The sequence below is a fragment of the Arthrobacter globiformis genome (assembly GCF_030818015.1).
GTDB classification, from domain to species: Bacteria; Actinomycetota; Actinomycetes; order Actinomycetales; family Micrococcaceae; genus Arthrobacter; species Arthrobacter globiformis_C.
The window spans coordinates 2,985,586-3,012,562 of record NZ_JAUSZX010000001.1 but is presented as its reverse complement, the minus strand read 5'-3'; the positions used below and the strand labels follow the sequence as shown (position 1 = coordinate 3,012,562).

General features: G+C 65.3%; 24 protein-coding genes. 17 read left to right on the top strand and 7 right to left on the bottom strand.

Translation table 11 applies throughout. From position 1 onward, the window contains the following. Positions 1 to 40 precede the first annotated feature (40 nt). Together dnaJ and QFZ23_RS14035 are read left to right on the top strand one after the other, a co-directional pair. Positions 41 to 1,168 carry a molecular chaperone DnaJ gene (gene dnaJ / locus QFZ23_RS14040; protein ID WP_306923808.1) on the top strand — a complete coding sequence of 376 codons (1,128 nt, stop codon included), beginning with the start codon at positions 41 to 43 and terminating at the stop codon, positions 1,166 to 1,168. Between the two features lie 2 nt (positions 1,169 to 1,170). After that, complete coding sequence (locus QFZ23_RS14035) at positions 1,171 to 1,941, top strand: 16S rRNA (uracil(1498)-N(3))-methyltransferase (protein WP_306923807.1); 771 nt, start codon at positions 1,171 to 1,173, stop codon at positions 1,939 to 1,941. A 2-nt stretch (positions 1,942 to 1,943) separates the two neighbouring features. Here QFZ23_RS14035 and QFZ23_RS14030 read toward each other — a convergent pair whose 3' ends face one another. After that, entirely contained in the window at positions 1,944 to 2,858 is a 915-nt protein-coding gene (locus QFZ23_RS14030) for a GerMN domain-containing protein (RefSeq protein ID WP_306926858.1), read from the bottom strand. A 346-nt stretch (positions 2,859 to 3,204) separates the two neighbouring features. Between QFZ23_RS14030 and QFZ23_RS14025 the strand changes: the two genes are divergently transcribed. The 5 genes from QFZ23_RS14025 (at position 3,205) to QFZ23_RS14005 (ending at position 8,742) form a co-directional block, all read left to right on the top strand. Further along, on the top strand, positions 3,205 to 4,290 hold the full coding sequence (locus QFZ23_RS14025) for a PhoH family protein (protein ID WP_306923806.1): 1,086 nt from the start codon (positions 3,205 to 3,207) through the stop codon (positions 4,288 to 4,290). Then, positions 4,287 to 4,760, top strand: a complete 474-nt coding sequence (gene ybeY, locus QFZ23_RS14020; protein ID WP_306923804.1) for an rRNA maturation RNase YbeY — start codon at positions 4,287 to 4,289, stop codon at positions 4,758 to 4,760. The genes QFZ23_RS14025 and ybeY overlap by 4 nt, the downstream gene beginning before the upstream one ends. Next, positions 4,757 to 6,088, top strand: a complete 1,332-nt coding sequence (locus QFZ23_RS14015) for a hemolysin family protein (RefSeq protein ID WP_306923803.1) — start codon at positions 4,757 to 4,759, stop codon at positions 6,086 to 6,088. The genes ybeY and QFZ23_RS14015 overlap by 4 nt, the downstream gene beginning before the upstream one ends. Continuing rightward, positions 6,072 to 7,031: a GTPase Era gene (era, locus tag QFZ23_RS14010; protein ID WP_003800837.1), complete on the top strand. Its 960-nt coding sequence runs from the start codon at positions 6,072 to 6,074 to the stop codon at positions 7,029 to 7,031. Before QFZ23_RS14015 ends, era begins: the two co-directional genes overlap by 17 nt. Before the next feature lie 127 nt (positions 7,032 to 7,158). After that, the gene (locus QFZ23_RS14005; protein WP_306923801.1) at positions 7,159 to 8,742 is read left to right on the top strand and encodes an LCP family protein; all 1,584 of its coding nucleotides are present in this window, start codon (positions 7,159 to 7,161) and stop codon (positions 8,740 to 8,742) included. Between the two features lie 140 nt (positions 8,743 to 8,882). Here QFZ23_RS14005 and QFZ23_RS14000 read toward each other — a convergent pair whose 3' ends face one another. Beyond that, the gene (locus tag QFZ23_RS14000; protein WP_306923799.1) at positions 8,883 to 10,835 is read right to left on the bottom strand and encodes a M13 family metallopeptidase; all 1,953 of its coding nucleotides are present in this window, start codon (positions 10,833 to 10,835) and stop codon (positions 8,883 to 8,885) included. A 251-nt stretch (positions 10,836 to 11,086) separates the two neighbouring features. Between QFZ23_RS14000 and leuA the strand changes: the two genes are divergently transcribed. The 3 genes from leuA to QFZ23_RS13985 are packed head-to-tail and all read left to right on the top strand — an operon-like array spanning position 11,087 to position 14,473. After that, complete coding sequence (gene leuA, locus QFZ23_RS13995) at positions 11,087 to 12,826, top strand: 2-isopropylmalate synthase (RefSeq protein ID WP_306923797.1); 1,740 nt, start codon at positions 11,087 to 11,089, stop codon at positions 12,824 to 12,826. A 58-nt stretch (positions 12,827 to 12,884) separates the two neighbouring features. Next, on the top strand, positions 12,885 to 13,649 hold the full coding sequence (gene recO, locus QFZ23_RS13990; protein WP_306923794.1) for a DNA repair protein RecO: 765 nt from the start codon (positions 12,885 to 12,887) through the stop codon (positions 13,647 to 13,649). A 2-nt stretch (positions 13,650 to 13,651) separates the two neighbouring features. Continuing rightward, positions 13,652 to 14,473 carry an isoprenyl transferase gene (locus QFZ23_RS13985; RefSeq protein WP_306923792.1) on the top strand — a complete coding sequence of 274 codons (822 nt, stop codon included), beginning with the start codon at positions 13,652 to 13,654 and terminating at the stop codon, positions 14,471 to 14,473. Positions 14,474 to 14,496: 23 nt separating this feature from the next. Here the strand turns inward: QFZ23_RS13985 and QFZ23_RS13980 are convergent, their stop codons facing one another. Next, positions 14,497 to 15,468 carry an alpha/beta hydrolase gene (locus tag QFZ23_RS13980; RefSeq protein WP_306923791.1) on the bottom strand — a complete coding sequence of 324 codons (972 nt, stop codon included), beginning with the start codon at positions 15,466 to 15,468 and terminating at the stop codon, positions 14,497 to 14,499. 89 nt (positions 15,469 to 15,557) lie between these two features. Between QFZ23_RS13980 and QFZ23_RS13975 the strand changes: the two genes are divergently transcribed. Further along, positions 15,558 to 16,634 carry a quinone-dependent dihydroorotate dehydrogenase gene (locus QFZ23_RS13975; protein WP_306923789.1) on the top strand — a complete coding sequence of 359 codons (1,077 nt, stop codon included), beginning with the start codon at positions 15,558 to 15,560 and terminating at the stop codon, positions 16,632 to 16,634. Positions 16,635 to 16,763: 129 nt separating this feature from the next. On the opposite strand, the gene QFZ23_RS13970 is transcribed toward QFZ23_RS13975, so the two are convergent. Next, entirely contained in the window at positions 16,764 to 17,354 is a 591-nt protein-coding gene (locus tag QFZ23_RS13970) for a DUF3043 domain-containing protein (RefSeq protein ID WP_306926856.1), read from the bottom strand. A gap of 129 nt (positions 17,355 to 17,483) precedes the next feature. Between QFZ23_RS13970 and QFZ23_RS13965 the strand changes: the two genes are divergently transcribed. The 5 genes from QFZ23_RS13965 (at position 17,484) to QFZ23_RS13945 (ending at position 22,679) form a co-directional block, all read left to right on the top strand. After that, the gene (locus QFZ23_RS13965; RefSeq protein WP_306923787.1) at positions 17,484 to 18,941 is read left to right on the top strand and encodes a dipeptidase; all 1,458 of its coding nucleotides are present in this window, start codon (positions 17,484 to 17,486) and stop codon (positions 18,939 to 18,941) included. Positions 18,942 to 19,101: 160 nt separating this feature from the next. Next, positions 19,102 to 19,491, top strand: coding sequence for a HesB/IscA family protein (locus tag QFZ23_RS13960; protein ID WP_306923786.1), 390 nt, complete (start codon positions 19,102 to 19,104; stop codon positions 19,489 to 19,491). Positions 19,492 to 19,676: 185 nt separating this feature from the next. Beyond that, positions 19,677 to 20,549, top strand: coding sequence for an aa3-type cytochrome oxidase subunit II (gene ctaC / locus QFZ23_RS13955; protein WP_306923784.1), 873 nt, complete (start codon positions 19,677 to 19,679; stop codon positions 20,547 to 20,549). Positions 20,550 to 20,559: 10 nt separating this feature from the next. Next, on the top strand, positions 20,560 to 22,281 hold the full coding sequence (ctaD, locus tag QFZ23_RS13950; RefSeq protein WP_306923783.1) for an aa3-type cytochrome oxidase subunit I: 1,722 nt from the start codon (positions 20,560 to 20,562) through the stop codon (positions 22,279 to 22,281). After that, positions 22,278 to 22,679, top strand: coding sequence for a cytochrome c oxidase subunit 4 (locus QFZ23_RS13945; protein ID WP_214856891.1), 402 nt, complete (start codon positions 22,278 to 22,280; stop codon positions 22,677 to 22,679). The genes ctaD and QFZ23_RS13945 overlap by 4 nt, the downstream gene beginning before the upstream one ends. 80 nt (positions 22,680 to 22,759) lie before the next feature. Here QFZ23_RS13945 and QFZ23_RS13940 read toward each other — a convergent pair whose 3' ends face one another. Then, positions 22,760 to 23,053: an HPr family phosphocarrier protein gene (locus QFZ23_RS13940; RefSeq protein ID WP_306923781.1), complete on the bottom strand. Its 294-nt coding sequence runs from the start codon at positions 23,051 to 23,053 to the stop codon at positions 22,760 to 22,762. A 185-nt stretch (positions 23,054 to 23,238) separates the two neighbouring features. Between QFZ23_RS13940 and QFZ23_RS13935 the strand changes: the two genes are divergently transcribed. Continuing rightward, entirely contained in the window at positions 23,239 to 24,030 is a 792-nt protein-coding gene (locus QFZ23_RS13935; RefSeq protein WP_306923780.1) for a GntR family transcriptional regulator, read from the top strand. A gap of 157 nt (positions 24,031 to 24,187) precedes the next feature. On the opposite strand, the gene qcrB is transcribed toward QFZ23_RS13935, so the two are convergent. Together qcrB and qcrA are read right to left on the bottom strand one after the other, a co-directional pair. Then, positions 24,188 to 25,858 (bottom strand): cytochrome bc1 complex cytochrome b subunit, encoded by a 1,671-nt coding sequence (qcrB, locus tag QFZ23_RS13930; protein ID WP_306923778.1) that lies wholly within the window; start codon positions 25,856 to 25,858, stop codon positions 24,188 to 24,190. After that, positions 25,836 to 26,906, bottom strand: coding sequence for a cytochrome bc1 complex Rieske iron-sulfur subunit (gene qcrA, locus QFZ23_RS13925; RefSeq protein WP_306923777.1), 1,071 nt, complete (start codon positions 26,904 to 26,906; stop codon positions 25,836 to 25,838). Before qcrA ends, qcrB begins: the two co-directional genes overlap by 23 nt. Between the last annotated feature and the right edge of the window lie 71 nt (positions 26,907 to 26,977).

The window sequence follows — 26,977 nt, the reverse complement described above, 5'->3', positions numbered from 1 at the left end:
CTTTGACCACAGGCAGTACAACCAGGAAGAGATACGAACTTTGAGCAGCCACTACGACGTTCTTGGAGTCTCCCCGGAAGCCACCGGCGAGGAGATCAAAAAGGCCTACCGCAAGCTGGCCCGCTCGCTTCACCCGGACGTCAACTCCGGGGAAGACGCCGCCGAACGCTTCAAGGCCGTCACCCACGCCTACGAGGTGCTGTCCGATCCGCAGAAGCGCAGGGTCTACGACACCACAGGCAATGAGAACGGCACCGATAACGGTTTCGGCGGTGGCGGCTACGCCGGCCAGGGCTTCGCGTTCCAAGACATCTTTGACACCTTCTTCGGCGCCGGCGGCACGTCCGGGCCCGCGTCCCGCGTCCGCCGCGGCCAGGACGCGCTCATCAGCGTCCGCATCGACCTGCGCGATGCCGTCTTCGGCGTCAACAAGAAGCTGGAAGTGGACACGGCCGTCACCTGCCCCACCTGTGAAGGCTCCTGCTGCCGCGAGGGAAGCCACCCGGAACGCTGCGACATCTGTGGCGGCAGCGGCCAGGTGCAGCGGGCGGTCCGTTCCATCCTCGGCCAGGTCATGACCGCCGCACCCTGCGGATCCTGCGAGGGCTTCGGCACGGTCATCAAGGACCCCTGCAACGAATGCAGCGGCCAGGGCCGCATCCGCAGCCGCCGCTCCCTGACCATCAAGGTTCCGGCCGGGGTGGCCACCGGAACGCGGATCCAGCTCTCCGGGCAGGGTGAAGCCGGCCCCGCGGGCGGCCCGTCCGGAGACCTCTACGTGGAAATCCGGGTTAACAACGATTCCACCTACATCCGCGAGGGCGACGACCTCCACGCGACCCTGAACATTCCCATGACTGCCGCTGCCCTTGGCACCGAACTGAGCCTGGAAACCTTCGACGGCAAGCAGGAGATCGACGTCAAGGCGGGCACGCAGTCCGGCGAGATCATCACCCTCCGCGGCCTCGGCGTCACCCACCTTCGCGGCTACGGCCGCGGTGACCTCAAGGTCCACCTGCAGGTGGAAACCCCGTCCAAGCTCGACCCCGCCCAGGAGGACCTGCTCCGGCAGCTTGCAAAGCTCCGCGGCGAGCAGTTCTCCGAGGGCAAGCTCGCAGCCAGCGGCGGCGTGTTCGCCAAGCTGCGGGACCGCCTCGGTAACCTGTAGCGGTGAGCAACCCCGTATTCTTCACACCGGCCGGCGCGCTGGACAGCACGGTTCCCGGTTCTGTGTTCGTCCTCGACGGCGCCGAGGCCCGGCACGCGGTCACCGTCAAGCGCCTGGCCGTGGGGGAGCGGGTGGACATTGCCGACGGCGCCGGCAAGCGCATCACCGGAACCGTGACGGATGCCGCCCCCGCCGAGCTGACGGTCGAATGTACGTCCATCAGCGTGGAACCGCGGCCGGACGTCCGTCTGGTGCTCGTACAGGCACTGGCCAAGGGTGACCGGGACGAACTCGCGATCGAAACCGCCACCGAGTTGGGCATCGACGCCGTGGTTCCATGGCAGTCGGAACGGTCCATCGTCAGGTGGAAGGGTGACCGGGCGGCCAAAGCCCACGGGAAGTGGCAGTCCACCGTGACGGCCGCCGCCAAGCAGGCGCGCCGCGCCTGGATCCCCGAGGTGCGCCCCGCCGTCGACACCCATGCACTGGCTAAGGAAGTGGCGGAAGCCGGCCTTGCCGTGATTCTGCACGAAGACGCGGTCACGCCGCTTCGGCGGGTTCTCGGCAAATGGTCTGAGGAGCGCCAGGAGGCGTCCAATCCCAGCGAGATTTTCCTCATTGTTGGTCCCGAAGGGGGCATCAGTCCCCGCGAGGTCACCCGGCTGTGCAGCGCCGGGGCGGTCACGGCTCTGCTGGGACCGCACGTCCTGCGGTCATCGACGGCGGGACCTGCCGGCGTCGTGGTTGCCAGCGACGTCCTGGGCCGCTGGTAGCTTTAGCGAACTGTGAACCCGCGCGTGTCCACGTTGAGTTCGTCCTGGGGCTTGCCCGGGTCGATCTGGGAGACGCGCACCTCGTAGTTGCCGGGCGCCAGATTGACCGTGATGCCGAAGACTCCGGAGGCGGCGGGATCCGCGGCAGCCGTGGCTTCGCCGGTCAGGTAGCTTTCCTTGTCGCCGTTGTCCTGGACCTTGAGGATGCGCCAGTGGAGTTTGCCGCTGGGGACGGTGCTTCGTCCGGAGATCTTGACCCGGCCGTCGCCGACTTCGGTGCCCTGTTGCGGATCGATGATCCATACCGGCGCCACCATTCCGGCGCTGCGGGACGTGGGGGCACCGAGCTTGACGTGCTTGAAGGCCAGGTAGTCGGTGTGCCCGTCCACCAGGATCACCACTTCGATTTGCTGGCCGGCGTCAATCAGGCCCGAGCTGGCTCCTGCGGCCGTTGCGGTGTACACCAGTTGCTGGATGGCCCGCTGGGCCATGTCCGCGTCAAGGTTGCTGTTGAAGGCATCGGCGGAAACGTCCACGGTAATGACGTTGGTGCCCGAGATCGAGGTCGCGAGGTTCTTGGGGTTCTGCCACGGCGTGAAGAAGTCCGGATCCAGCGGCGTCTCCGACATCATGGCGCGAAGTGCCCGCGTGATCGGGTTCTCATCGTCCGGCACGTCGCGGAACTCGCGGTACAGGAAGACATTGCTGTTGCTGCGCCCGATCCAGTACACGGGTGCCTTGTTGGACGACTGCGTCGTTTCCAGCGGCGCGCTGGTGGTGGGGACGCCGTCCGTGCCCGCGGCCCTGCGCGACGAGGAGGTCGGCGGGTTCGCGGTCACCGCGGGGTCGGGATCGGCGATGCACCCGGACAGCAGCAGGGCAGCCGGAAGCAGCGCTGACAGCAGCGCGGAGCGCATCCGCGGTACTTTCCGGCCCGGAGTTCCTGGCTGACTGATGCTGGCGATCCCTTCAAATGAGCAGTTGCGGTGCGGGCACCCCGGACCGTTGCCGGCGGGCTCCTTTTCCAGCATTACACGAGACTTTGGAGCGTTGCGTGCCTTTTGCGGCAGGCCGCCGAACTGCAACGGGAACGATATGAGGCCGATACAAAGTTGATACCAAATTGCGGGAACGCGTTACGGAATCGCGGTCCGCCGTGACCTTCCGGGACGGCAGGCCAAGGCGTGCGCTGGCGTAAGATGTAAAGACACAAACGAGTTACATTCCGAACTGGAGGGAACCGAAGGCCCGAGGGCCGTCACCATGACTGAATCAGCTAACGGAAAGCGCCGCCTCAACACGGGGGACCGCACCACGGGCGAATTCCCCCATACTCTCCCCGGTGTCCGGACGGAGGTGGTCATCTTCGATAACTCTGATCAGATGGTGCAGTCGTTGGGAAGCCACGACGAGGCCCTCCGCTTCATCGAGGACCAGTTCCCGGCCGTCAGTTTCCACGTCCGCGGCAACGAACTCTCCATCAACGGACCCGCGGCCGATGTTCCGCGGATCATGCGCCTGCTCCACGAGGTCCGGGGTCTCGTGGCCCGCGGCACCGTGATCACGCCGTCAGTTCTCCAGCAGCTGGTTTCGCTTCTCCGCAGCCAGTCTCTGCAGAATCCGGTGGAGGTGCTGACGCACGACATCCTGTCCAGCCGCGGCAAGACCATCCGGCCCAAGACGCTGAACCAGAAGAACTATGTGGACGCCATCGACGCGAACACCGTGATCTTCGGGATCGGCCCCGCCGGTACGGGAAAGACCTACCTCGCGGTGGCTAAGGCGGTGCAGGCCCTGCAGCAGAAGGAAGTCAGCCGGATCATCCTCACCCGCCCCGCCGTTGAAGCAGGCGAACGGCTCGGTTTCCTCCCCGGCACGCTCAGCGACAAGATCGACCCGTACCTGCGGCCGCTGTACGACGCGCTCCACGACATGATGGACCCCGAGTCCATTCCCCGGCTGATGGCGGCCGGAACCATTGAAGTGGCGCCGCTGGCCTACATGAGGGGCCGGACGCTGAACGACGCTTTCATCATTCTTGACGAGGCACAGAACACCACGCCGGAACAGATGAAGATGTTCCTGACCCGACTCGGCTTCGGCTCCAAGATGGTGGTCACCGGCGACGTCACCCAGGTGGACCTTCCGTTCGGAACACGCTCCGGCCTGCGCATCGTCGAGGAGATCCTCAGCGGAATCGACGACGTCAGCTTCTCCGTTCTGGACGCCGCCGACGTCGTCCGCCACCGCCTGGTGGGGGACATCGTCAACGCCTACAGCATCTGGGACGAAGCACAACGCAACCGGGTCAAGCATTCCGTTCCCCGGGAACGACGGGAGCACGCATGAGCATCGAAGTTAACAACGAATCCGGCATCCAGGTGGACGAAGCCCGGCTGGTGGCGTTGGCACGCTTCATCTTTGAGCAGCTGTACATCCATCCGCAGGCGGAGCTGTCCATTCTGCTGGTGGACGAGCCGGCCATGGAAAAGCTGCACATCGAGCTTATGGATGAGCCCGGCGCCACCGACGTGCTCTCCGTGCCTATGGACGAGCTGACCCCGGGAACCCCGGACAAGCCGACTCCGCAGGGCATGCTCGGCGACATCGCGATCTGCCCCCAGGTGGCCGAGGTCCAGGCCCGCAACGCCGGACACTCCACGCAGGACGAGATGCTGCTGCTGACCACGCACGGAATTCTGCACCTGCTCGGCTATGACCACGCCGAACCCGAGGAGAAGGCAGAAATGTTCGGCCTGCAGCGCGAACTGCTGACGGCATTCACCGGCAAAGAAGCACCGGCCGAGACCACCCAGTGACCTCCCTGCTCCTTGTCTGCATGGCGCTGGCGTTTCTCGGTGCCGCAGCGCTGCTGACTGCTGCCGAGGCGGCGTTCAGCTTTCTTCCGCGCCACGACGCCGAGCAGGCGGTGCAGGGGAGCCAGGGCCCGGCGTTGCGGAGGATCCTGGATCAGCCGATGACACACATGCGTGCCCTGCGCTTCTGGCGGGTCTGGTTCGAGTCGGCCTCTGCCGTGGCCGTGGCCGTGCTGCTTTACAGCTTGCTGGACAACGTCTGGCTGGCCGGCCTGGCGGCGACAGGCATCATGGCGGTCCTCGGGTTTGTGCTGGTGGGGGTCTCGCCGCGCCAGCTGGGCCGCTCGCATCCTGCGGCCGTGGCGCAGTATTCGGCGTCACTGGTCCGTTTCCTGGCCTGGATACTCGGACCCATCCCCGCCTTGCTGGTCCGGCTGGGCAGCGCCGTGGCCCCGGGTTCGCCCAACGGTGACGACTCCTACTTCAGCGAGGAGGAGTTCCGCGAACTGGTTGACCGGGCCACCGAGTCCGACGTGATCGAGGACAACGAGGCCGAACTGATCCAGTCCGTCTTCGAGTTCGGCGATACCCTGGTCCGCGCGGTCATGGTGCCGCGGACGGACATCCTGACCATCGACGCGGGCTCGAGCCTGCACAGCGCGATGGCACTGTTCCTGCGGTCGGGGTATTCCAGGATCCCCGTCATCGGCGAAAACACCGACCAGATCCTGGGCATCATCTACCTCAAGGATGTGGCTGCCGCGATTCACGGCATGGACCCGGAGGCCGAACCTCCGGTGGTGGATGTGCTGGCCCGCGAGGTCCGCTACGTTCCGGATTCCAAGCCGGTGAGCGACCTCCTGCGGGAACTCCAGAAGGAGTCAACCCACGTGGCCATCGTCATCGACGAATACGGCGGGACCGCAGGGCTGGTGACGCTCGAGGACCTGATCGAAGAGCTCGTCGGCGAAATTGTGGATGAATACGACTCGGAGAGTGCCGCCGTCGTCGATCTGGGCGACGGCACGTACCGGGTAAGTGCCCGGATGGGGATCGACGACCTCGGGGAGCTGTTCGGCATCGAACTGGACGACGACGAGGTGGACACCGTGGGCGGCCTGCTGGCCAAGGCCCTGGGCCGGGTCCCGATCGTGGGCAGTGCGGTGGATGTCGACGGCGTTTCGCTGCGCGCCGAGCGGCTGGAGGGCCGCCGGAACCGCGTCAGCCACATTATTGCGGCCGTTGCGCCGAAAGAACACACTGACCTTGAAGAACTTCTCGACGAGGCCGAATCAATGCAACAGGGAGTTCCACGTGAGCAAGCAGAATAAGGCCGACGGCGGCGAACCGTTCGGTGGGTACCATGCCGGATTCGCGGTGCTGGTGGGCCGGCCCAACGCGGGCAAATCCACCCTTACCAACGCCCTGGTGGGCAAGAAGGTGGCCATCACGTCCGCCAAGCCGCAGACCACTCGGCATACCATCCGGGGAATCGTCCACCGCGAGGACGCCCAGCTGATCCTCGTGGACACCCCGGGCCTGCACCGGCCCCGCACACTGCTGGGCAAGCGGCTTAATGACCTCGTAGCCGACACACTCTCAGAAGTGGACGCCATCGGGTTCTGCATCCCCGCCAACGAGAAGATCGGCCCCGGTGACAAATTCATCGCTGCCCAGCTCGCAGCCGTCGGCCGCAAGCCAGTGATTGCCCTCGTCACCAAGGCAGACCTGGTGGACCGGCAGGCCCTGACGGAGCAGCTGCTGGCCGTCGCCGAGCTCGGCAGGGAAGTGCTGGGCGAGGACGGCTGGAAGGACATCGTCCCGGTCTCGGCCGCGGATGGGTTCCAGGTAGGCACGGTGGCAGATGTCCTGATCAGCCACATGCCGCCGTCGCCGCCGCTCTATCCGGACGGCGAGCTGACCGATGAGCCGGAGGCCGTCATGGTGGCCGAACTCATCCGCGAGGCTGCACTGGAGGGTGTGCGCGACGAGCTGCCGCACTCGCTGGCCGTGGTGGTGGAGGAAATCGTTCCGCGCGAGGGCCGGACCGAAGACAACCCGCTCCTGGACGTCCGCGTCAACCTCTACGTAGAGCGCCCGTCGCAGAAGGCCATCATCATCGGCAAGGGCGGAAGCCGCCTGCGCGAGGTGGGAACCAATGCCCGGAAGGGCATCGAGGCGCTCCTGGGCACCCGCATCTACCTCGACCTGCACGTCAAGGTGGCAAAGGACTGGCAGCGCGACCCCAAGCAGCTGGTGAAGCTCGGGTTCTGACCCGCTGCCGCCTGCATTCCGGGGCTGGTGCCTGCGCGCCGGGCCGCGAACGCCGGATTTCCGGCGTTTTCCCAGAAACGGCCACTAAAATAGGCCGGATCCCATTTTTTCGAGGAAGGTACACCCTGTGGTGCGACGCCGCGACAACCGCGCCCAAGGACCGGGCACACCCGTCCGCTCCGAGCCAGCTGCCCGGCATGCTGAGGACCCCCGACTGGGCGCTGCCCGGCACTTGAATGTCCGCCACATGCCCACGTGGCTCAAGGTAACCACCGCCGTCGTCGCTGTGGTCCTGGCTGGCGGCCTGGCCTTTGCCGGCTACTGGTACTTCAGGCTCCAGTCCAACATCTCCACGGCCGCTCTGGGCGCCGGCAGCAGCCGCACGGACACCACGGACGACGCCACCGGCCGGCTGCAGATTCTGATTCTGGGCTCCGACACCCGTGACGGCAAGAACTCGAATTACGGCAGCACCGAGGATTCCACCGGCTACGGCAATTCCGACGTCATGATGCTCATGGACATCTCGGAGGACAACAAGCGGGTCAACGTCATCAGCTTCCCCCGCGACCTGCTCGTGGACATCCCCAAGTGCACCGACCAGAAGACCGGCAAGCAGTACGCGGCCCGGAGCGGCATCATGATCAATGAGGCCATGAAGGAGGCTGGCATCGGCTGCGCCGTGGACACGGTCAACAAGCTGACCGGCATGGAGGTGGACCATTTCATGATGGCCGACTTCAACGCCGTCAAGGAGCTGTCGAACGCCGTGGGCGGCGTCGCGGTGTGCATCAGCGACGCCGTCTATGACCCCGACTCGCGGCTGCGGCTACCCAAGGGCACCTCCCAGGTGCAGGGCGAACAGGCCCTTGCGTTCCTGCGCACACGCCACGCTTTCGGCGACGGCGGCGACCTCGGCCGCATCAAGGCGCAGCAGGGCTTCCTGTCCTCGCTGACCCGGAAGATCAAGGATGACGGCACTCTCTCCAACCCGGCGAAGCTGCTGAACATCGCTGACGTCATCACCAAGAACCTGACCGTCGACGACGGACTCGCATCCGTACCGTCGATGGTCACCATCGCCAACCGGCTGAAGACGATCGACGTCGGCAAGGTCGCCTTTGTGGCGCTGCCGACTGTCCCTGCCACCAGCGATCCCAACCGGTTGGAAGCCGCGCAGCCGGCCGCCTCCCAGCTGTTCGCTGCCCTGCGCAAGGACGTCGACCTGACGGACCCGGATGGGAAGGAAAGCCCTTCACCGTCGGCGACGCCCAAACCTTCGGCGAGCTCCACTCCCAAGGCCACCCCGAAGCCCACCGCGACGGCGGCGCCGTATGACAAGGCGCTGCAGCCCATCACCGTGGCCAACGGAACCGGCTCAGCCACCAGGACGCAGGAAATCGTTGAGGCCGTTGTTGCCGGCGGCTTCTCCCAGGTGGGGCAGCTGGAGGCCGACACGACGGCAAAGACCATGGTTTACTACGGACCTGAGTACGCGGACGTCGCCGCAGATGTGGCAGCCCTGTTCGGTATTCCGGCCGCCCAGGTGGCGCCGTCGTCCGGCGTCGCGGGAGTGCAGCTGTACCTCGGCAGCGACTTCCCGTCCGGAACCAAGTACGGCAAGACCACGGTTCCCAAGGACATCGTCAACCAGACGGCCAGCGACACCGTCTGCCAGCAGGCAAACCCGGAGCTGATCGTCCAGCAGTGACCATCCAGCAGTGACCATCCAGATAGCCCAGTAGGTCCCGGACAAAGTGGGCCACATACAAAGTGGGCCACATACAAAAGCAGGCCGGACACAAAAAATGCCGGGCCGCCCCGAACGGGAGCGGCCCGGCATTTCTGCGCTCACCAGATGCTGACGCGCTCCGCCGGAGGCATCCACATGCCGTCCTCCTCCGTGACGCCGAACGCGGCGTGGAAGGAGTCGAGGTTCTTGGCAATGGCGTTGGTGCGGAACTCGTTGGGGGAGTGCGGGTCCGTGGCGAGGCGCCGGATGGCCTCCTCGGTGCGGATCACCTGGCGCCACCCGGCGGCCCAGGAAGCGAAGAAGCGCTGTTCACCCGTCAGCCCGTCGAGCACGGGAGGTTCCTGCCCGTCGAGGCTGAGGCGGTAGGCCTTATGCGCAATGGTGAGTCCGCCAAGGTCGCCGATGTTTTCGCCCAGCGTGAGCTTGCCGTTGACGTTGTGCCCGGGCGCGGCGTACGGGGACAGCGCGTCGAACTGGTCCACGAGGCGTCCGGTCAGTGCTTCGAAGGCTTTTCGGTCGTCCTCGGTCCACCAGTTGCGAAGCTCGCCCGTGCCGTCGAACTGTGAGCCCTGGTCATCGAAGCCGTGGCCGATCTCGTGTCCGATCACGGCCCCGATGCCTCCGTAGTTCACCGCATCGTCCGCTTCGGCGGTGAAGAATGGCGGCTGCAGGATGGCGGCCGGGAAGACGATTTCGTTCAGCATCGGGTGGTAGTACGCGTTGACGGTCTGCGGCGTCATGAGCCACTTGTTGTGGTCCACCGGCTTGCCCACCTCGTCCAGGTGCCGGTCGACGTCGGCATTGTGGGCCCGTTCGACGTTCCCCAGCAGGTCTGTGGGGTCGATCACCACTGCCGAGTAGTCGATCCACTCGTCGGGGAAGCCGATCTTTGCCCGGAAAGCCCCCAGTTTCCGGAGCGCCTCGGCCTTGGTGTCCTCGCCCATCCATTCCAGGGCGCTGATGCTCTGCCGGTAGGCCTCGATCAGGTTGCCCACGAGCGTCTGCATGCGGGCCTTGTGGCCCTCCGGGAAATGCTTGGCCACATAGATCTGGCCCACGGCCTCGCCCAGTGCTGCCTCGACGACGGCGACGCCCCGCTTCCAGCGGTCCTTGTTCCGCGGGGTGCCGCTGATGGTGGTGCCGTAGAAGGCAAAGTTCGTGTCCACAAAAGCTGACGAGAGGTAGGGGGCCGCCGAGTTGATGACCCGCAGGGCAAGCCATTCCTGCCACACCGGCAGCGGTTCCGAGGCCAGCAGTGCGGCGGCGCCGGCAAAGAAGTCAGGGGTGCTGACCACGATCTCCTCCCGCTTGTCCGCGGCGATGTCTGCGGCGTCGAACCACGTGTCCAGCAGGGGGAACAGCTCACGCGCCTCGTCCGCCGACTTCAGGTTGTAGGTCTTCTGCGGATCGCGGAGCGTGACGTTGTCCCAGTGGTGCGAGGCGAGGGCGGTCTCCAGTGCCACCACGCGGGCCGCGGCGTTTCCGGGATCGGCCACGCCGGCCAGGCCGAACATGGTGCCCACGTACTCCCGGTAGGACTGCACCACCGGGGCGAATTTCTCTTCGCGGTAATAGGACTCGTCCGGGAGCCCGAGGCCGCCCTGGCCCGTGTACAGCAGAACGCGGTCGGGGTTGCCGGCGTCGGGCGCCGGGTAAATGTAGAAGAGCCCGGAAACATCAGCACGGAAGAGACGGCCGGCCAGTGCCAGCAGTTCGGAAATGCTGGCCGTGGCGAAGACCTCGGCCAGGCGTCCGCGGATAGGATCCAGGCCCTTGGCCTCGACGGCGGCCTCATCCATGAAGCTGCTGTACAGGTCGCCGATCTTCCGCTCGATGCCGCTGGCCTCGGCCCCCTTGGCAGCGGCTTCCTCGATGATTTCCTTGACTGCCAGCTCGGAGCCGTCGCGAAGGGCCGTGAATGTGCCTTCCAGCGGACGGTCGTCAGGGATGGTGGTGTCCTTGAGCCAGGCGCCGTTCACATGCTGGTAGAGGTCGTCCTGTGGCCTCACACTGCGGTCGATGTTTGACAGGGCGATCCCCGAAATTGGCACAGGAGCTCCTTCGATGACGGGCTGCGGCCGGCACTTTCACCGGTGCCGCGTCTGCATGGTGGACGTTGCTGGAGGTGTTGCCCCTTCATCTTACGCACCCGTGTTACTGTGAAATCGTGCGTGCAGAGCTCCTTCTTCTTAGCTGCCGCGGCGAGGCCTCAGACGCGATCTAGCGCAAGGCCCACCCTCGTCGCGGAGTTTGTGTTGCCCGGCCACCCTTTCACTTAGGAATCACAGAAAAGGCCAGATTAATGCGAAACGCACAGAAGCCCTCGGGAATGCCGATCCACCGCTACATCCCCTTCCAGGACCAGATCAAGGTCGATCTGCCAGATCGTACCTGGCCGGACAAGATCATCACCACGGCCCCGCGCTGGTGCGCAGTGGATCTGCGCGACGGCAACCAGGCACTGATCGACCCCATGAGCCCGGCGCGCAAGATGAAGATGTTCGACCTGCTGGTCCGGATGGGCTACAAGGAAATCGAAGTCGGTTTTCCCTCCGCGTCCCAGACCGACTTCGACTTCGTCCGCCAGCTGATCGAGGGCAACCACATCCCGGATGACGTCACCATCCAGGTGCTGACCCAAGCCCGCGAACACCTCATCGAGCGGACTTACGAGTCCCTGGTGGGCGCCAGGCAGGCCATCGTGCACCTGTACAACTCCACGTCCGTCCTGCAGCGCCGCGTGGTGTTCAACCAGGACGAGGACGGCATCCTGGACATCGCGCTGCAGGGCGCCCGCCTGTGCAAGAAGTACGAAGAAACGCTGGGCGACACCCACATCACCTACGAGTACTCGCCCGAGTCCTTCACCGGCACCGAGCTGGAGTACGCGGTCCGCGTCTGCAACGCCGTCGCCGACGTTTTCGAGGCATCCGCCGACCGCCAGGTGATCATCAACCTGCCCGCCACCGTGGAAATGGCCACCCCCAACGTCTACGCGGACTCCATCGAGTGGATGAGCCGCCACTTGCACCCCCGCGAAGGCATCATCCTCTCCCTGCACCCGCACAACGACCGCGGCACCGGCGTGGCCGCGGCCGAGCTGGGCTATCAGGCTGGCGCCGACCGCATCGAGGGCTGCCTGTTCGGCAACGGTGAGCGCACGGGCAACGTGGACCTGGTGACCCTCGGCCTGAACATGTTCGTGCAGGGCATTGACCCGATGATCGATTTCTCCGACATCGACGACGTCCGGCGCACCGTGGAGTACTGCAACCAGCTGCCCGTCGCGGAGCGTGCACCGTACGGCGGCGACCTCGTCTTCACAGCGTTCTCCGGGTCCCACCAGGACGCCATCAAGAAGGGCCTCGAAGCCCTGGAGAAGGACGCGGCGGCAGCAGGCAAGGACGTCAGCGACTTCACCTGGCAGGTTCCCTACCTGCCCGTGGACCCGAAGGACCTCGGCCGCAGCTACGAGGCCGTGATCCGCGTCAACTCCCAGTCCGGCAAGGGCGGCGTGGCCTACCTGCTGAAGAACGAGCACAGCCTGGACCTGCCGCGGCGGGCGCAGATCGAATTCTCCGGCGTTATCCAGCGGCAAACGGACACCGTGGGCGGCGAAGTCAGCGGTGCCCAGCTGTGGCAGCTGTTCCAGGACGAGTACCTGCCCTCGGCCAAGGCGGAAAGCCAGTGGGGCCGGTACTCCCTCGGCTCGGTGAAAACCGAAACCGACGAGGACGGCTCCATGACCCTGCACGCCTCGCTGGGCGTGGACGGCACCCACGTCAGCCGCACCGGCACCGGCAACGGCCCCATCGCCGCGCTGCTGGACATCCTCGGCCAGGACGGTGTGGACGTGCGGGTGCTGGACTACAGCGAGCACGCCCTGTCTGAAGGCGGCAGCGCCCTCGCCGCGGCCTACGTCGAATGCGCCGTGGGAGAACGTGTCCTGTGGGGCGTCGGCATCGATTCAAACACCAGCACCTCGGCGCTGAAGGCTGTCATCTCTGCCGTGAACCGGGCCATCCGGGACGCCCAGGCCTGAGCTTCCTGGCAGCTGCGCCGCCGGTCCACACCGGCGGCGCAGCTGTTTGCGGGAGTCAATGGGAAGATTAAGCGTGGTCCAATCATTTGCAGCGCGCAGCTACCGCGACGACGCCGTGGTGTTGCGCACCCACAAGCTGGGCGAGGCGGACCGCATCATCACCCTCCTGACCAAGCACCACGGCCAGGTCAGGGCGGTGGCCAAAGGGGTCCGGCGGACCACCAGCCGCTTCGGCGCCCGCCTGGAGCCCTTCATGGTGGCAGACCTGCAGCTCGTGTCCGGCAAGACCCTCGACATCGTGACGCAGGCCGTCGCGAAAGGGGCGTACGGGGGCAACATCGCCGCCGACTACGGGCGGTACACGGTGGCAGCGGCCATGACCGAGACCGCGGAAAAGCTCACCGACGTCGACGGTGAAGCCGGAACCGCGCAGTACAACCTTCTGGTCGGCGCCCTGGCCTCGCTGAGCCGCGGGGACCATGCGCCGGAGCTGATCCTGGATTCCTACCTGCTGCGGGCCCTTTCAACCGGCGGCTGGGCGCCCAGCTTCACCGACTGCGCGCGCTGCGGCGCGCCCGGACCCCACACCGCCTTCTCTGCCCCGCTGGGTGGCATGGTCTGCGGCGACTGCCGCCCGCCGGGCTCGCCGGCACCGGCGCCGGCGACGGTCTCCCTGCTGGGTGCGCTGCTTACCGGTGACTGGCGGACAGCGGATGCCTCCCTTCCGCTCAACCGCAGGGAATCCGCGGGTCTGGTGGCAAGCTATCTGCAGTGGCACCTGGAGCGTGTCCTGAAATCCCTCAAACATGTGGAGCGTACCTAACAGTGTCCTTGGGAAAGAAGACCAGTCCTGCCCGGCGGCGGACCGCTCCGGTGGTGGCCCCGTACCCGCACCACTCGGGCGCGGTTCCGCCGTCGATTCCGGCCGAGTTCGTGCCCCGGCACGTGGCCATTGTGATGGACGGAAACGGCAGGTGGGCCAACCAGCGCGGCCTGCCGCGGATCGAAGGCCACAAGGCAGGGGAACCCGCCCTGCTCGACGTCGTAGCCGGTGCCATCGAACTCGGCATCGAATACGTCAGCGTGTACGCCTTCTCCACGGAGAACTGGCGCCGGTCGCCCGAGGAAGTCCGGTTCCTGATGGGGTTCAACAAGGAGGTGCTGCGCAGGCAGCGCAACCAGCTGGATGACTGGGGTGTGCGGATCCGCTGGTCCGGCAGGCGTCCCCGGCTTTGGGGCTCGGTGATCCGCGAGCTCGAGGAGGCGGAGGAGTACACCGCAGGAAACAGCACCTGCACGCTGACCATGTGCGTGAACTACGGGGGCCGGGCGGAAATAACGGACGCCGTGTCCGCCATTGCCCGGGACGTGGCCGACGGCAGGCTTAAGCCCGGGGCCATCACCGAGAAGACGATCCAAAAGTACCTCGACGAGCCGGACCTTCCCGACGTCGACCTCTTCCTCCGCAGTTCCGGTGAACAGCGCCTGTCCAACTTCATGCTGTGGCAGTCGGCGTACGCGGAGTTCGTCTTCCTGGACACCCTGTGGCCCGACGTCGACCGCCGGACCCTCTGGGATGCGGTGGAGATCTATGCGCAGCGGGACCGCCGGTACGGCGGGGCGGTGGACGCCGCCCAGGCCCTCTAGGTTTTTGATGCCCTGCACCCCGCTTAGGCGGCGTAACCCCTGATCCACCTGGCCAGGCGGCTGTAGGCGTCGGCCCGCACATCGGTGCGGGAAAGGAACACATCGTGGAGGGCGCCGTCGATGCGCTCCACGGTGACGCTCCTGCCCAGCGACACGGCACGGGCGGCAATGGTGTTGACGTCCAGCACCGCGTCCGCCCGGCGCATCTCTTCGCTCCACACCATCCCGTTCTCACTCGCGGCGGACAGCAGCACCAGAATGGGGACCCCGATGCGCAGGCCGCGCGCCACCTTGGCCTGCCCGGCCAGGATGGCACTGAGCCAGGCGGCGCGCACCGGAAAAGCCAGGGGCGGCCGGTAGGCGGGGTCCAGTGTCCACTCGCCTTCGGCGGAACTGCTGATGCTCCGCCAGTAGAAACCGCGTTCCGGTAGCCTGAGCACCGCCTCCGGCCGCAGGCGGGCGATCGGCTCCACCATGGTCCAGGCCGCGCGCCGGACCAGGGCGCTGCCGTGCATTTCCAGCCAGGGACTGTTCAGGACCAGCTGGGAAACCGCACCGGGATTGCGGCTGGCCCACAGGGCTGCCACGAGGCCGCCCGTGGAATGGCCCATGAGCGCGAGCTGCACGGGTCCTGCCCCGCCGGACTCGGCGATCATGCCCACTGCGGTAACGATCTCGGCGTCATAGTTTCCCAGATCCGCGACGTAGCCGCCGTGGGTGCCCGGCTGCAGGCTGCGGCCATGGTTGTGCATGTCCAAGGCAAAGAACTCGAAGCCGTGCGCGTCCCAGAACCGCGCCAGCTCAACATTGAAGAAGTAGTCGCTCCAGCCATGCAGGAAGAGCACCGCCCGGCGCGGCCCGGCAGAACCGACCCCGGAGGCATCCGGGGGAGTGAAGCGGACCAGCGTCGCCTTGCGGCGGACGCCGTCTTCGCCCGCGGCTTCGAAGGCGCAGGACTCGAAGCCCGGCCCCAGGATGTCGCTCTGCCACTCCATGGCAACAGCGTAGGCTTTCCAGTCCCGGCCCGGGTGGTGTTGTGTCAGCCCGGTTTGGTCTGTACCGCCGAAGACGGAAAACTAGAGGCATGCGCGTATACCCCACATTTTTCAGGCTGGCCTTTTCATGGATGGACGCCGAACGCGCCCACAAGATCGGTTTCAAAGGAATCCGGCTGGTCCATTCCGTGGGAGCGGGTCGACTGCTGGAACGGGTTACGGCACCGCCGGCGTCCCTGCAGACGAACGCGCTCGGCCTGACCTTCCCGTCGCCGTTCGGGCTGGCTGCAGGCTTCGACAAGGAGGGCCACGGGATCGAGGCCCTTACGGAGCTTGGATTCGGTCACGTTGAGGTGGGGACCATCACCGGCCAGGCCCAGCCCGGCAACGAAAAGCCCCGGCTGTTCCGGCTGATTGAGGACCGGGCCGTCATCAACCGGATGGGATTCAACAACGACGGGGCCTCTGCCGTGGCTCCGCGGCTGAAGTCCGCCCGGGCTGCGCTGCAGCGGCGCCATGCCAAGGTGCGGCCTGTGATAGGCGTTAACATCGGCAAAACCAAAGTCGTGGAGCTCGAGGACGCCGTGGAGGACTACCTCATCAGCGCGCGCGGCCTCGCCCCAGCAGCGGACTACCTTGTGGTGAACGTCAGCTCGCCGAACACGCCCGGGCTCCGGCTCCTGCAGAACGTGGAGACGCTCCGGCCGCTGCTGAAGGCAGTAGGGGAGGAAGCCGACAAGTCCGCCGGCAGGCACGTCCCGCTGCTGGTTAAGATCGCCCCTGACCTCACCGACGAGGACGTCGACGACGTCGCCCGGCTGGCGATGGACCTGGGCCTGGACGGCATCATTGCCACGAACACCACCATCAGCCGCGATGGGCTCGGTTCTGCAACGGAAAAGGTGGAGGCCTGCGGTGCCGGCGGTCTGTCGGGTGCTCCGCTGAAGAGCCGTTCGCTGGAGGTGCTGCGCCGGCTGAAGTCGGTCACGCAGGACAGGCTGACGCTGATTTCCGTGGGCGGCGTGGAGACCGGCCAGGACGTCCAAAACCGACTGGACGCGGGCGCCACCCTGGTACAGGGCTACACCGCCTTCCTGTACGAAGGGCCGTTCTGGGCCGCCCGGATCAATAAGGAACTGGCCAAGAACCGCCGGAAAGCCGGTTAAACGCCGGAAAGCCGGTTAAACACGGCACGCGCATTAAAGACAGCAGCCCGGCGGTGGAACCGCCGGGCTGCTGTGTTCAGGTCCGGGACCGACTCCGCGCACGCTGGGCCGCAGGAGGAAGACGTGGGATCAGGAGGGGTACTGCCCGCGGCGGACCAGGGGCTTGGGCAGGCGAAGCTTGCGGAACTGCAGCGAACGCATGGAGCCGTACCAGACGGTGCCGCGCTCAACTTCGCCGAACTTTTCGGCGAGGCGCTTGCGGAGCTTGCGGGACAGGATGAACACGTCCACGAAAACAGCCAGGAACATTACCCAGAAGCCGCCCAGCACGTAAACCATCATGTTGCTGCTGGCAGGCACCACGAGGGAGATGATGACGAACACCAAGGCGCCGAACATGAGGTACTCGCCCAGGCTGAAGCGGGCGTCCACGTAATCACGGGCAAACCGCTTCTGCGGGCCCTTGTCGCGGATCGGCAGGAACCGTTCGTCGCCGGTATCCAGTGCCTGGCGCATCTTCAGGCGCTGCTCCTGGGCGGCGGCACGCTCCGCTTCCTTGGAGGCCTTGCGGTCCTCCGGCACGAGGGGGCGCTTGCGGGCCGCTACCTGTGCTTTGCGCTTGGGCGTGGGTGCGCCTTTGCCTGCTACTGCGGCTGCCTCGGCAGCCTGCTGGTCAACTACATCCTGCGCCGCTGGCGCTTCCTTTTTACGTCCGAACACCACAACAGAATACCTTGACGGGCTGCGCCCCCGGTCAAGCCCGGCTGCCCGCAGAACGTCATGCCGGGGCAACGGGTGCCCCCTGACGGCGATGTTTGTTGTGGCGTGTGACACAGGTAGTGTTTGGCCATGACTTCATTCCCTGCGGCGACCCCGCAACAGTACGGCGACTCCGCGGCCGGCGTTGACACAGACGCCCTGCGGGCCGCCGTTGACACAGACGCCCTGCGGGCCGTCGTTGACGCGGCCTTCGACACCACGGTTGCACAGCTGAAGGACCTGGTGGCCATACCCGGCATCGCCTGGCCCAGCTTTGACCCTGCCCCACTGGACGCCAGCGCCGAGGCTGTGGCCAATCTGGTGCGCGCGGCGGGCATTGGGGACGTCCGGATCCTGCGGTGCGACAGGGAAGATGGCACCCCCGGCGGGCCCGCCGTGGTGGCACGCCGCGAGGCCGCGCCCGGCAAACCGACCATTCTTCTCTACGCCCACCACGACGTCCAGCCCCCAGGTGATCCGGCACTGTGGGAGTCCGAGCCGTTTACCGCCGTCGAACGCAACGGGCGGCTCTACGGGCGCGGCGCGGCCGACGACAAGGCCGGGATCATGGCCCACGTCGCCGCCTACGGCGCTGTCACCCGGGTGCTCGGTGACGAATTCGGACTGGGCGTCACCCTGTTCCTCGAAGGGGAGGAGGAGGCCGGTTCGCCGACCTTCAGGACGTTCCTCGAAACCCACCGCGAACTGCTCCGCGCCGACGTTATCGTGGTGGCCGATTCCAGCAACTGGAAGGTGGGCGTCCCGGCCCTGACCACCAGCCTGCGCGGGCTGGTCGACGGAACTATCGAGGTGCAGGTCCTCGACCACGCCGTGCATTCGGGAATGTTCGGCGGGCCGGTGCTCGATGCGCCCACCCTGCTCTCGCGCCTGATCGCCACACTCCACGATGACGATGGCAGCGTGGCCATTGCGGGGCTGGTTAGCCGGGACGAAACCACCGTGGACCTCACCGAGGAGGAGTACCGGGCGGATTCGTCAGTGCTCGACGGCGTGAAGCTGGCAGGCACGGGGACCATCGCCTCGCGACTGTGGACCAAGCCGGCCCTGTCGATCATCGGCTTCGATGCGCCGGCCGTCAGCGTAGCCTCCAACACCCTGCTGCCCCGCGCCCGAGCCAAGTTCAGCCTGCGGCTGGCCCCCGGACAGGACCCGGCGGAAGCCATGGAAGCGGTGCGCCGGCACGTTGAAACCCACGCACCGTTCGGCGCCAAGGTGACCTTCACACCGGGGGAGAGCGGCAACGCCTTCCAGACGGACACAGGTTCGGCAGCTGCCGGCATCGCTTTGTGGGCGCTTGGCGAGGCCTGGGGCGTTCCGGCCGTGGAAATGGGGATCGGCGGTTCGATTCCGTTCATCAGTGACCTGACCGAGCTGTACCCCGAGGTCCAGATCCTGGTCACGGGCGTGGAGGACCCCGATTCCCGCGCCCACTCCGCCAACGAGTCGCTGCACCTCGGGGACTTCCGAAATGCGGTGGTGGCCGAGGCCCTGCTCTTGGCGCGGCTGAATTCAGAAGGGCTCAGCTAGCAGGCCACGGAGGGAACAACGAAGGGCCTGGGAGGGTTACGCCTGAAGTTAGAGCTCCGCGCCGGATCGACGTAGCATGTAGCTATAGCCCGTACCGTTTCCGTAGGGGCAGGCACCGTGCAAGCGGGGCAGCCACAACCGTCGTTAGTAAGGTAGGCCAATGAGCACTACGACCAATGAAAACAGCACCGAACCCACCGGCACTGCCAGTGAGGAACTGGCGAGCCACGAGGTTCAGCTGACGGACGTTGCAGCAGGCAAGGTCCGCAGCCTCCTGGAGCAGGAAGGCCGCACCGATCTCCGCCTCCGCGTAGCCGTGCAGCCGGGCGGTTGCTCCGGCCTCATTTACCAGCTGTACTTCGATGAGCGTCTCCTTGAAGGTGACGCGGTACGCGACTACGACGGCGTCGAGGTCGTCGTGGACAAGATGAGCGTCCCGTACCTCAGCGGTGCCAGCATCGACTTTGAAGACACCATCTCCAAGCAGGGCTTCACCATCGACAACCCGAACGCGGGCGGCTCATGCGCCTGCGGTGATTCGTTCCACTAAAGGGCAAGTAAGCCCTTCCTGAACCTCTTGGCGGCGCCGGTGAAAACCGGCGCCGCCACACGGTGGGGACATGTGGGCGAAAACCTGCGGGGAGCGGTAAGCTCTACACCGAGTAGTAAAACTTTTAGTGTGCCCGGGAAGCTTTTTGCCGCCCTGGCAACAGCAACAAGTAGGAAGGGCCGTCTGTGAGTTCGCAGAACCGAACCGGCAGCCGACGCAAAACGATCACTACGATCACTGGCTTGGCAACTGCCGGCGCGTTGGTTTTGACTGGATGTTCGCCAGAGGTAGAGAAGGGGTGGCTGCCCACCGAGCGTGGCACCACCAATCACACTGACCGCATCATGGACCTCTGGGTCAACTCATGGATTGCCGCCCTCGTGGTGGGCATCATCACTTGGGGCCTGATCGTCTGGTGCCTCGTTGCCTACCGCCGCCGCAAGGGCACCGTGGGCTTCCCGCGGCAGACCAGCTTCAACCTGCCCCTTGAGGTCTTCTACCTGACAATCCCGCTCTTCATGGTCCTGGTGTTCTTCTACTTCACCGACCGCGACCAGCAGGCGATCGATGACCGCTCGCAGCCGGCCGACGTCGTAGTGGACGTCCGCGGCAAGCAGTGGGCGTGGGACTTCAACTATAAAAAGGGCGACGTCATCACCGAAGACGTCCACGAAGCCGGTGTCCAGGCGCACCTGACCGGTAAGGAAGTGGACAAGGAGAAGCTCCCCACCCTCTACCTGCCCGTCAACAAGTCCGTGGACCTGGAACTGAACTCGCGCGACGTCATCCACTCCTTCTGGGTTCCTGCATTCCTGCAGAAGAGGGACATGATCCCGGGCAAGACGAACTACATCCGGTTCACCCCCACCAAAGAGGGCACCTACGACGGCAAGTGCGCCGAGCTCTGCGGTGAGTACCACTCCGAAATGCTGTTCCGCGTCAAGGTTGTTTCCGAGTCCGAATTCCAGGCTCACATGAACCAGCTTCGCCAGGACGGCAACACGGGCCTGCTCGGCCCTGAGTATGACCGCAACCCGAACCTGAACGCTACGAAGTAAGGGAAGCGAAGTGGCTATTTACACCCAGACCCCCGGGATCCTCGAGGCTCCCGTAGTTCCCAAATCCAAGGGGCGCATCGTCGTCAACTGGATCACCTCCACGGACCACAAGACCATCGGGTACATGTACCTGATCGCGTCCTTCGTGTTCTTCTGCTTCGGCGGCGTGATGGCCCTGCTCATCCGCGCCGAGCTCTTCGAGCCGGGTATGCAGATCCTGCAGACCAAGGAGCAGTACAACCAGCTGTTCACCATGCACGGCACGGTCATGCTGCTGATGTTCGCCACCCCGCTCTTCGCCGGCTTTGCGAACGTGATCATGCCGCTGCAGATCGGTGCACCGGACGTCGCGTTCCCCCGACTGAATGCACTGGCCTTCTGGTTCTTCCTGTTCGGTTCCACCATCGCCGTTTCCGGCTTCATCACCCCGCAGGGTGCTGCGTCGTTCGGCTGGTTCGCATACGCGCCGCTTTCCAACACCACCTTCAGCCCCGGCGTCGGCGGTGACCTGTGGGTCTTCGGCCTGGCACTGTCCGGCTTCGGCACCATCCTCGGCGCGGTCAACTTCATCACCACCATCATCTGCATGCGTGCCCCGGGCATGACCATGTGGCGCATGCCGATCTTCACGTGGAACACCCTCGTCACGGCCATCCTGGTCCTGATGGCGTTCCCGCCGCTGGCCGCAGCACTCTTCGCCCTCGGCGCGGACCGCCGCTTCGGTGCCCACATCTTCGACCCGGAGAACGGCGGCGCCGTCCTGTGGCAGCACCTGTTCTGGTTCTTCGGCCACCCCGAGGTGTACATCATTGCCCTGCCGTTCTTCGGCATCGTGTCCGAGATCTTCCCGGTCTTCAGCCGCAAGCCGATCTTCGGCTACAAGGGCCTGGTCTACGCGACCATCGCGATCGCTGCCTTGTCCGTAACCGTGTGGGCGCACCACATGTACGTCACCGGCTCCGTGCTGCTGCCGTTCTTCTCCTTCATGACCATGCTCATCGCAGTCCCCACCGGCGTGAAGTTCTTCAACTGGATCGGCACCATGTGGCGCGGTTCCATCACCTTTGAGACCCCCATGCTGTGGAGCATCGGCTTCCTCATCACGTTCCTCTTCGGCGGCCTGACCGGCATCATCCTGGCCTCCCCGCCGCTGGACTTCCACGTCTCCGACTCGTACTTCGTGGTGGCGCACTTCCACTACGTGGTCTTCGGCACCGTGGTGTTCGCGATGTTCGCCGGCTTCTACTTCTGGTGGCCGAAGTGGACGGGCAAGATGCTCAACGAGCGCCTCGGCAAGATCCACTTCTGGCTCCTGTTCCTGGGCTTCCACGGCACCTTCCTGATCCAGCACTGGCTCGGCGTCGAGGGCATGCCCCGCCGCTACGCCGACTACCTGGTGGAGGACAACTTCACCTGGATGAACCAGTTCTCCACCATTGCCTCGTTTGTCCTGGGTGCGTCCCTGATCCCGTTCTTCTGGAACGTGTACATCACCGCACGCAGCGCCGAGAAGGTTCAGGTTGACGATCCCTGGGGCTTTGGTGCCTCACTCGAGTGGGCCACGTCCTGCCCGCCGCCGCGGCACAACTTCACGTCCCTGCCGCGCATCCGCTCGGAGCGTCCGGCACTGGACCTGCACCACCCTGAGCTCTCCCAGTCACACACCATTGAGTCGCCGGCACCTGCAGCAAGCGTGCTGGGCAACGCCGATCAGAAGGACACCGCGCAATGAGAATCGAGTCATGGATTTTTGGAGCAGGAGTCTTCTTCTTCGTTCCGGTTTCCATCATCTACGGCTTCCTCACCAACTGGTCTGAGTGGGTTGGCACCTTGGGCATCCTCCTGGTGGGCGGCCTGGCGGGCATGATCGGTGCCTACCTCGGCTTCACCGGCAAGCGCGTGGGCATGCGTCCTGAGGACCGTGCGGACGCCGAAATCCACGAAGGCGCCGGCGAGCAGGGCCACTTCAGCCCCTGGAGCTGGTGGCCGCTGGTCCTGGGCCTGTCCTGCGCCGCAGGATTCCTCGGCCTGGCCGTAGGCTTCTGGATCGTGTTCATCGCCGGCGGTATGGCGCTGGTGGCCCTCGTGGGCTGGGTCTACGAATACAGCCGCGGAGACCACGCACACTAGCGTTTCCGTTCCATAGAACGACGGCGGGCCCCACCTTTTTGGTGGGGCCCGCCTTCGTTCTTCTTGTATTTAAGCCGGCACTAGCTGGCCTTCTGCGATGCCAACAGCTCCACGAGACCCGAGAGGGCCGCCTCGGCCTCACCCAGGCTCTTGCCCGCAGGCAAAGCCGATTCCTTGACTGCCAGCTCAACCTCGCAGCCGTAGTTGAAGTCGGCAGTCATGACCTCGAGCAGGGATCGGGCATCTACGGCGTCACTGCCATCTTTGCGGATGGTCACCGGTAACCCTGTCTCCGTTACGGCGCGGACGAACACCGCTGCGGGCCTGGCGTGCAGGCCGATGGCCGCAGAAACGATTGCCTTACGAACGGGCAACTGGACTCCTTCGTCTTGGACGGGATGGCACATTGGGGGGAAGCCGCCGTCGTGCTTCAATTTTGTTCGCCTCTAAGAATATCGGCCCCCGTGCCGTCAACCTGCGCGGGGAGGGGTCTGGTCTAGACCTGTGGCTGCGTTGGCTTACCCTTGAACTGTGAGCATGCAATACAGGAGCGGCCGCCATGACGGCTAACGTGGCCGGCATTACCGGTGAAATCGACAGAACCAGCGGGACGCCGATCTACGTCCAGCTCCGCGAGATCCTCAGGAGCTACATCGCGACGTCCTGCCCGCCAGGCTCGGCGCTACCGTCCGAACGGGACCTGGCCGAACGTTTCAGCCTGGCTCGGATGACGGTCCGCCAGGCCATCGACGCCCTGGTGGGGGAGGAGGTCATCGAGCGGGTGGTGGGCCTTGGCACCTTCGTCCGGAAACCGAAGCTGGACCTCCAGGTCAAGCTGACCTCCTACAGCGAGGAGATGCAGCGCCGTGGCATGGTGCCGGCTGCGAAGGTGCTGAGCTTTGAGCAGATCGCCGCCAGCGCCTTCCTGGCACGCGAACTGCAGCTGGAGGAGGGAACACCCCTGGTGCGCTTCCGCCGCCTCCTGCTGGCCGATAACGAGCCAATGAGCGTGGATGAGAATTTCATCCCGGCCCACCGTGTCCCGGGGCTGCTCGACGGCGAGCCGCCCACCTCGCTCTACAACGTCCTGAGCGAACAGTTCGGCCTTGTCATGGAATGGGGCGAGGACATGATCGAGGCCACGGCTGCGTCACCCTCCACCGCCCGGCTGCTCAACGTTGAAATCGGCGCGCCCCTGCTGAAGATCCAGCGGCACGCCTTCGTCGCCCGGGCAATGGTTGACTACTCCGTGTCCTTCTACCGGGCCGACCGGTACAAGCTCTGGGTGCCGCTGCAGCGGCCCGGAGTCCGGCCCACCCGCAACTACGCGTCGGGTTACCGGCAGCAGTAGCCTGGCCGGCTGCCGTTTCCTTCAGGAGACACAGCGTTGCCCACGGCATGCATAAACCGGACGGAAAATCCGGACACAGAGAAGGCCCGGTCCTGGCGGACCGGGCCTTCTCTGTGTAATGCCTGGGTGAAGCGCTGCTGCCTAGTGGCCGAGCTTCTTAGTGGCTGAGGGTCTTCTGACCCTCGCCGGCTTCAACGGCCTCGTGGTGGCCGTGGCTGGCTTCCAGCTCGGCGGGCGTTGCCGGAGCAACCCGGTCCTCGAAGAACCAGCGGGACAGCTTGGCGCGGCGGTTTTCCTTGCGGGTCACCACACCGTGCTCGTTCGGCTCGGCCGGAAGGGGCGCGAGCGACTCGAAGCCAACAAGCCTGTAGCGCTTGTACTCGTCGAGCGGAGCATGCACCTCAATGAACTCACCGTGCGGTAGGCGGACGATGCGTCCGGTCTCGCGGCCGTGGAGGGCGATTTCGCGGTCCTTGCGCTGCAGGGCCAGGGCCACACGCTTGGTGACCACGAACGCGATGACCGGTCCGATGAAGAACAGTGCACGCAGCCAGTACGTAACGTCGTTCAGTGCCACGTGGAAGTGCGTGGCGATGAGGTCCGAACCGGCGGCGGCCCACATGACGCTGTACCAGGTGAAGCCGGCTACACCGATCGCGGTACGCGTGGGAGCGTTCCGGGGACGGTCGAGCACGTGGTGCTCCCGGTTGTCCTTGGTGATCCAGCGCTCGATCCACGGGTAGGTGAACAGCACGGTAAAAATGATGCCAGCCGGAACAAGTGCCGGAAGCAGGACATTCAGCGTGAGGACGTGGCCAAAGATGATGTATTCGAAGTGGAAGCCGCTGACCACACCGGGCATCAGGCGCAGCGCACCGTCGACGAAGCCGATGTACCAGTCAGGCTGGGTACCTGCGGACACGGGGGAGGGATCGTACGGGCCGTAGTTCCAGATCGGGTTGATGGTGAAGAACCCGGCCATGAGCGCAATGACACCGAAGACGATGAAGAAGAATCCGCCGGCCTTCGCAGCATAGACCGGGCCGAGAGGGTAGCCGACGACGTTGCGGTCGTTGCGTCCCGGGCCGGGGTACTGCGTGTGCTTGTGGACAACCACCATGAAGAGGTGCACGACGATCATGAGCAAGATCAGTGCCGGCACGAGCAGGATGTGCAGCGTGAAGAGGCGGCTGATGATGACCGTGCCGGGGAACTCTCCACCGAACAGGAAGAAGGAGATGTAGGTGCCGATCACGGGGATCGACTTGATGACGCCGTCGATGATGCGCAGGCCGTTACCGGACAGCAGGTCATCGGGGAGCGAGTAACCGGTGAAGCCGGCAGCCATGGCCAGGATGAGCAGGACACCGCCCACCACCCAGTTCATTTCGCGGGGCTTCCGGAACGCGCCGGTGAAGAACACCCGGAGCATGTGCACGGCCACGGAGGCCACGAACAGCAGCGCTGCCCAGTGGTGGACCTGGCGCATGAACAGGCCGCCGCGAACGTCGAAGGAGATATCCAGCGAGGAGCTGTAGGCCACGGACATTTCGACGTTCTTCAGCGGCGTGTAGGAGCCGGCGTAGTGCGTCTCCGCCATCGACGGATCGAAGAAGAACGTCAGGAACGTTCCCGACAGGAGCAGGATGACGAAGGAGTACAGCGCCACCTCGCCAAACATGAAGGACCAGTGGTCCGGGAATACCTTGCGGCCGAATTCGCGGAGGATTCCCGACCCGCCGACGCGCTCGTCGACGAAGTCAGTAAAGCGTCCGACTTTGGTGTTGGCTACGTAGGCGGGGGCTTCAGCTGTTGATGCTGCGCTCATGCTCATCACGCTCCCAGTAACTTGGTCCTACAGGTTCTTTGAAGTCGCTGGTGGCGACCAGGTAGCCCTCATCGTCAACTGCGATGGGCAGCTGGGGGAGCGGGCGGCTGGCCGGGCCGAAGATAACCTTGCATTCCTGGGTCAGGTCGAAGGTTGACTGGTGGCACGGGCACAGCAGATGGTGCGTCTGCTGCTCGTAGAGGGCAACAGGGCAACCGACGTGGGTGCAGATCTTGGAGTAGGCAACGATGCCGTTGTAGCCCCAGTTTTCGCGTCCCGCGGAGGGGTTGAGCGAGGCGGGGTCGAGGCGCATCAGCAGAACGACGGCCTTGGCCTTTTCGTTCAGCTTGCCTTCGTGCAGTTCGTTGAGGCCTTCCGGAATGACGTGGAAGGCGGAACCAATGGTGACATCCGAGGCCTTGATGGGGGTTCCATCGGGGTCGCGGGTGAGCCGCTTGAGCTTGCCGTCCTGCGGAGCCCACATGGTGTGCGCCAGCTTGTCGTCCGGGCGCGGTCCGAGGTCACCGAAGATGGCGATGGCCGGCAGGGGTGCCAGTGCCATAGCGCCAAGCAGGGTGTTCCGGATGAGGGGACGGCGCTTGATGCCCGTTTCCTCCACGATGTCGTCGACGATGCGGACTGCGGCCTGGCGGTCGTCCTCCTCGCGGATCGCGTGGCGTTCCTCGGAGACTTCGTGGTCCGGCATCAGAGCCTTGGCCCAGTGCACGATACCGGTGCCGATGCCGAGCATGGCGAACGCGGTGCCGATGCCGAGCAGCGCATTCTGCAGCCGGATGGTGGCAATGCTGGAGTCGTCTCCCAGGTCAATGGCGAAGTACGCCACCAGGAAGACCACGGTGCCAATGACTGAGGTTGCGAACAGAGCGGCAACCTGCCGTTCTGCCCGCTTGGCGGCTTTCGGGTCCGTGTCAGCCAGGCGCAAGCGGTGCGGGGGAATTCCAGGATCCTGGAATTTCTCCACCTCATGCTGACCAGCCGTAGCTACGGTGCCCGAGTGGTTCGGACTGCCGTCACTATGGTTGCCCATGATTCGCCTCATCCTTCTCTCGTCTCGGCGTTTGCCGAGTTAGTGTTCAGTTCCAAACCTGCTGTGCAATC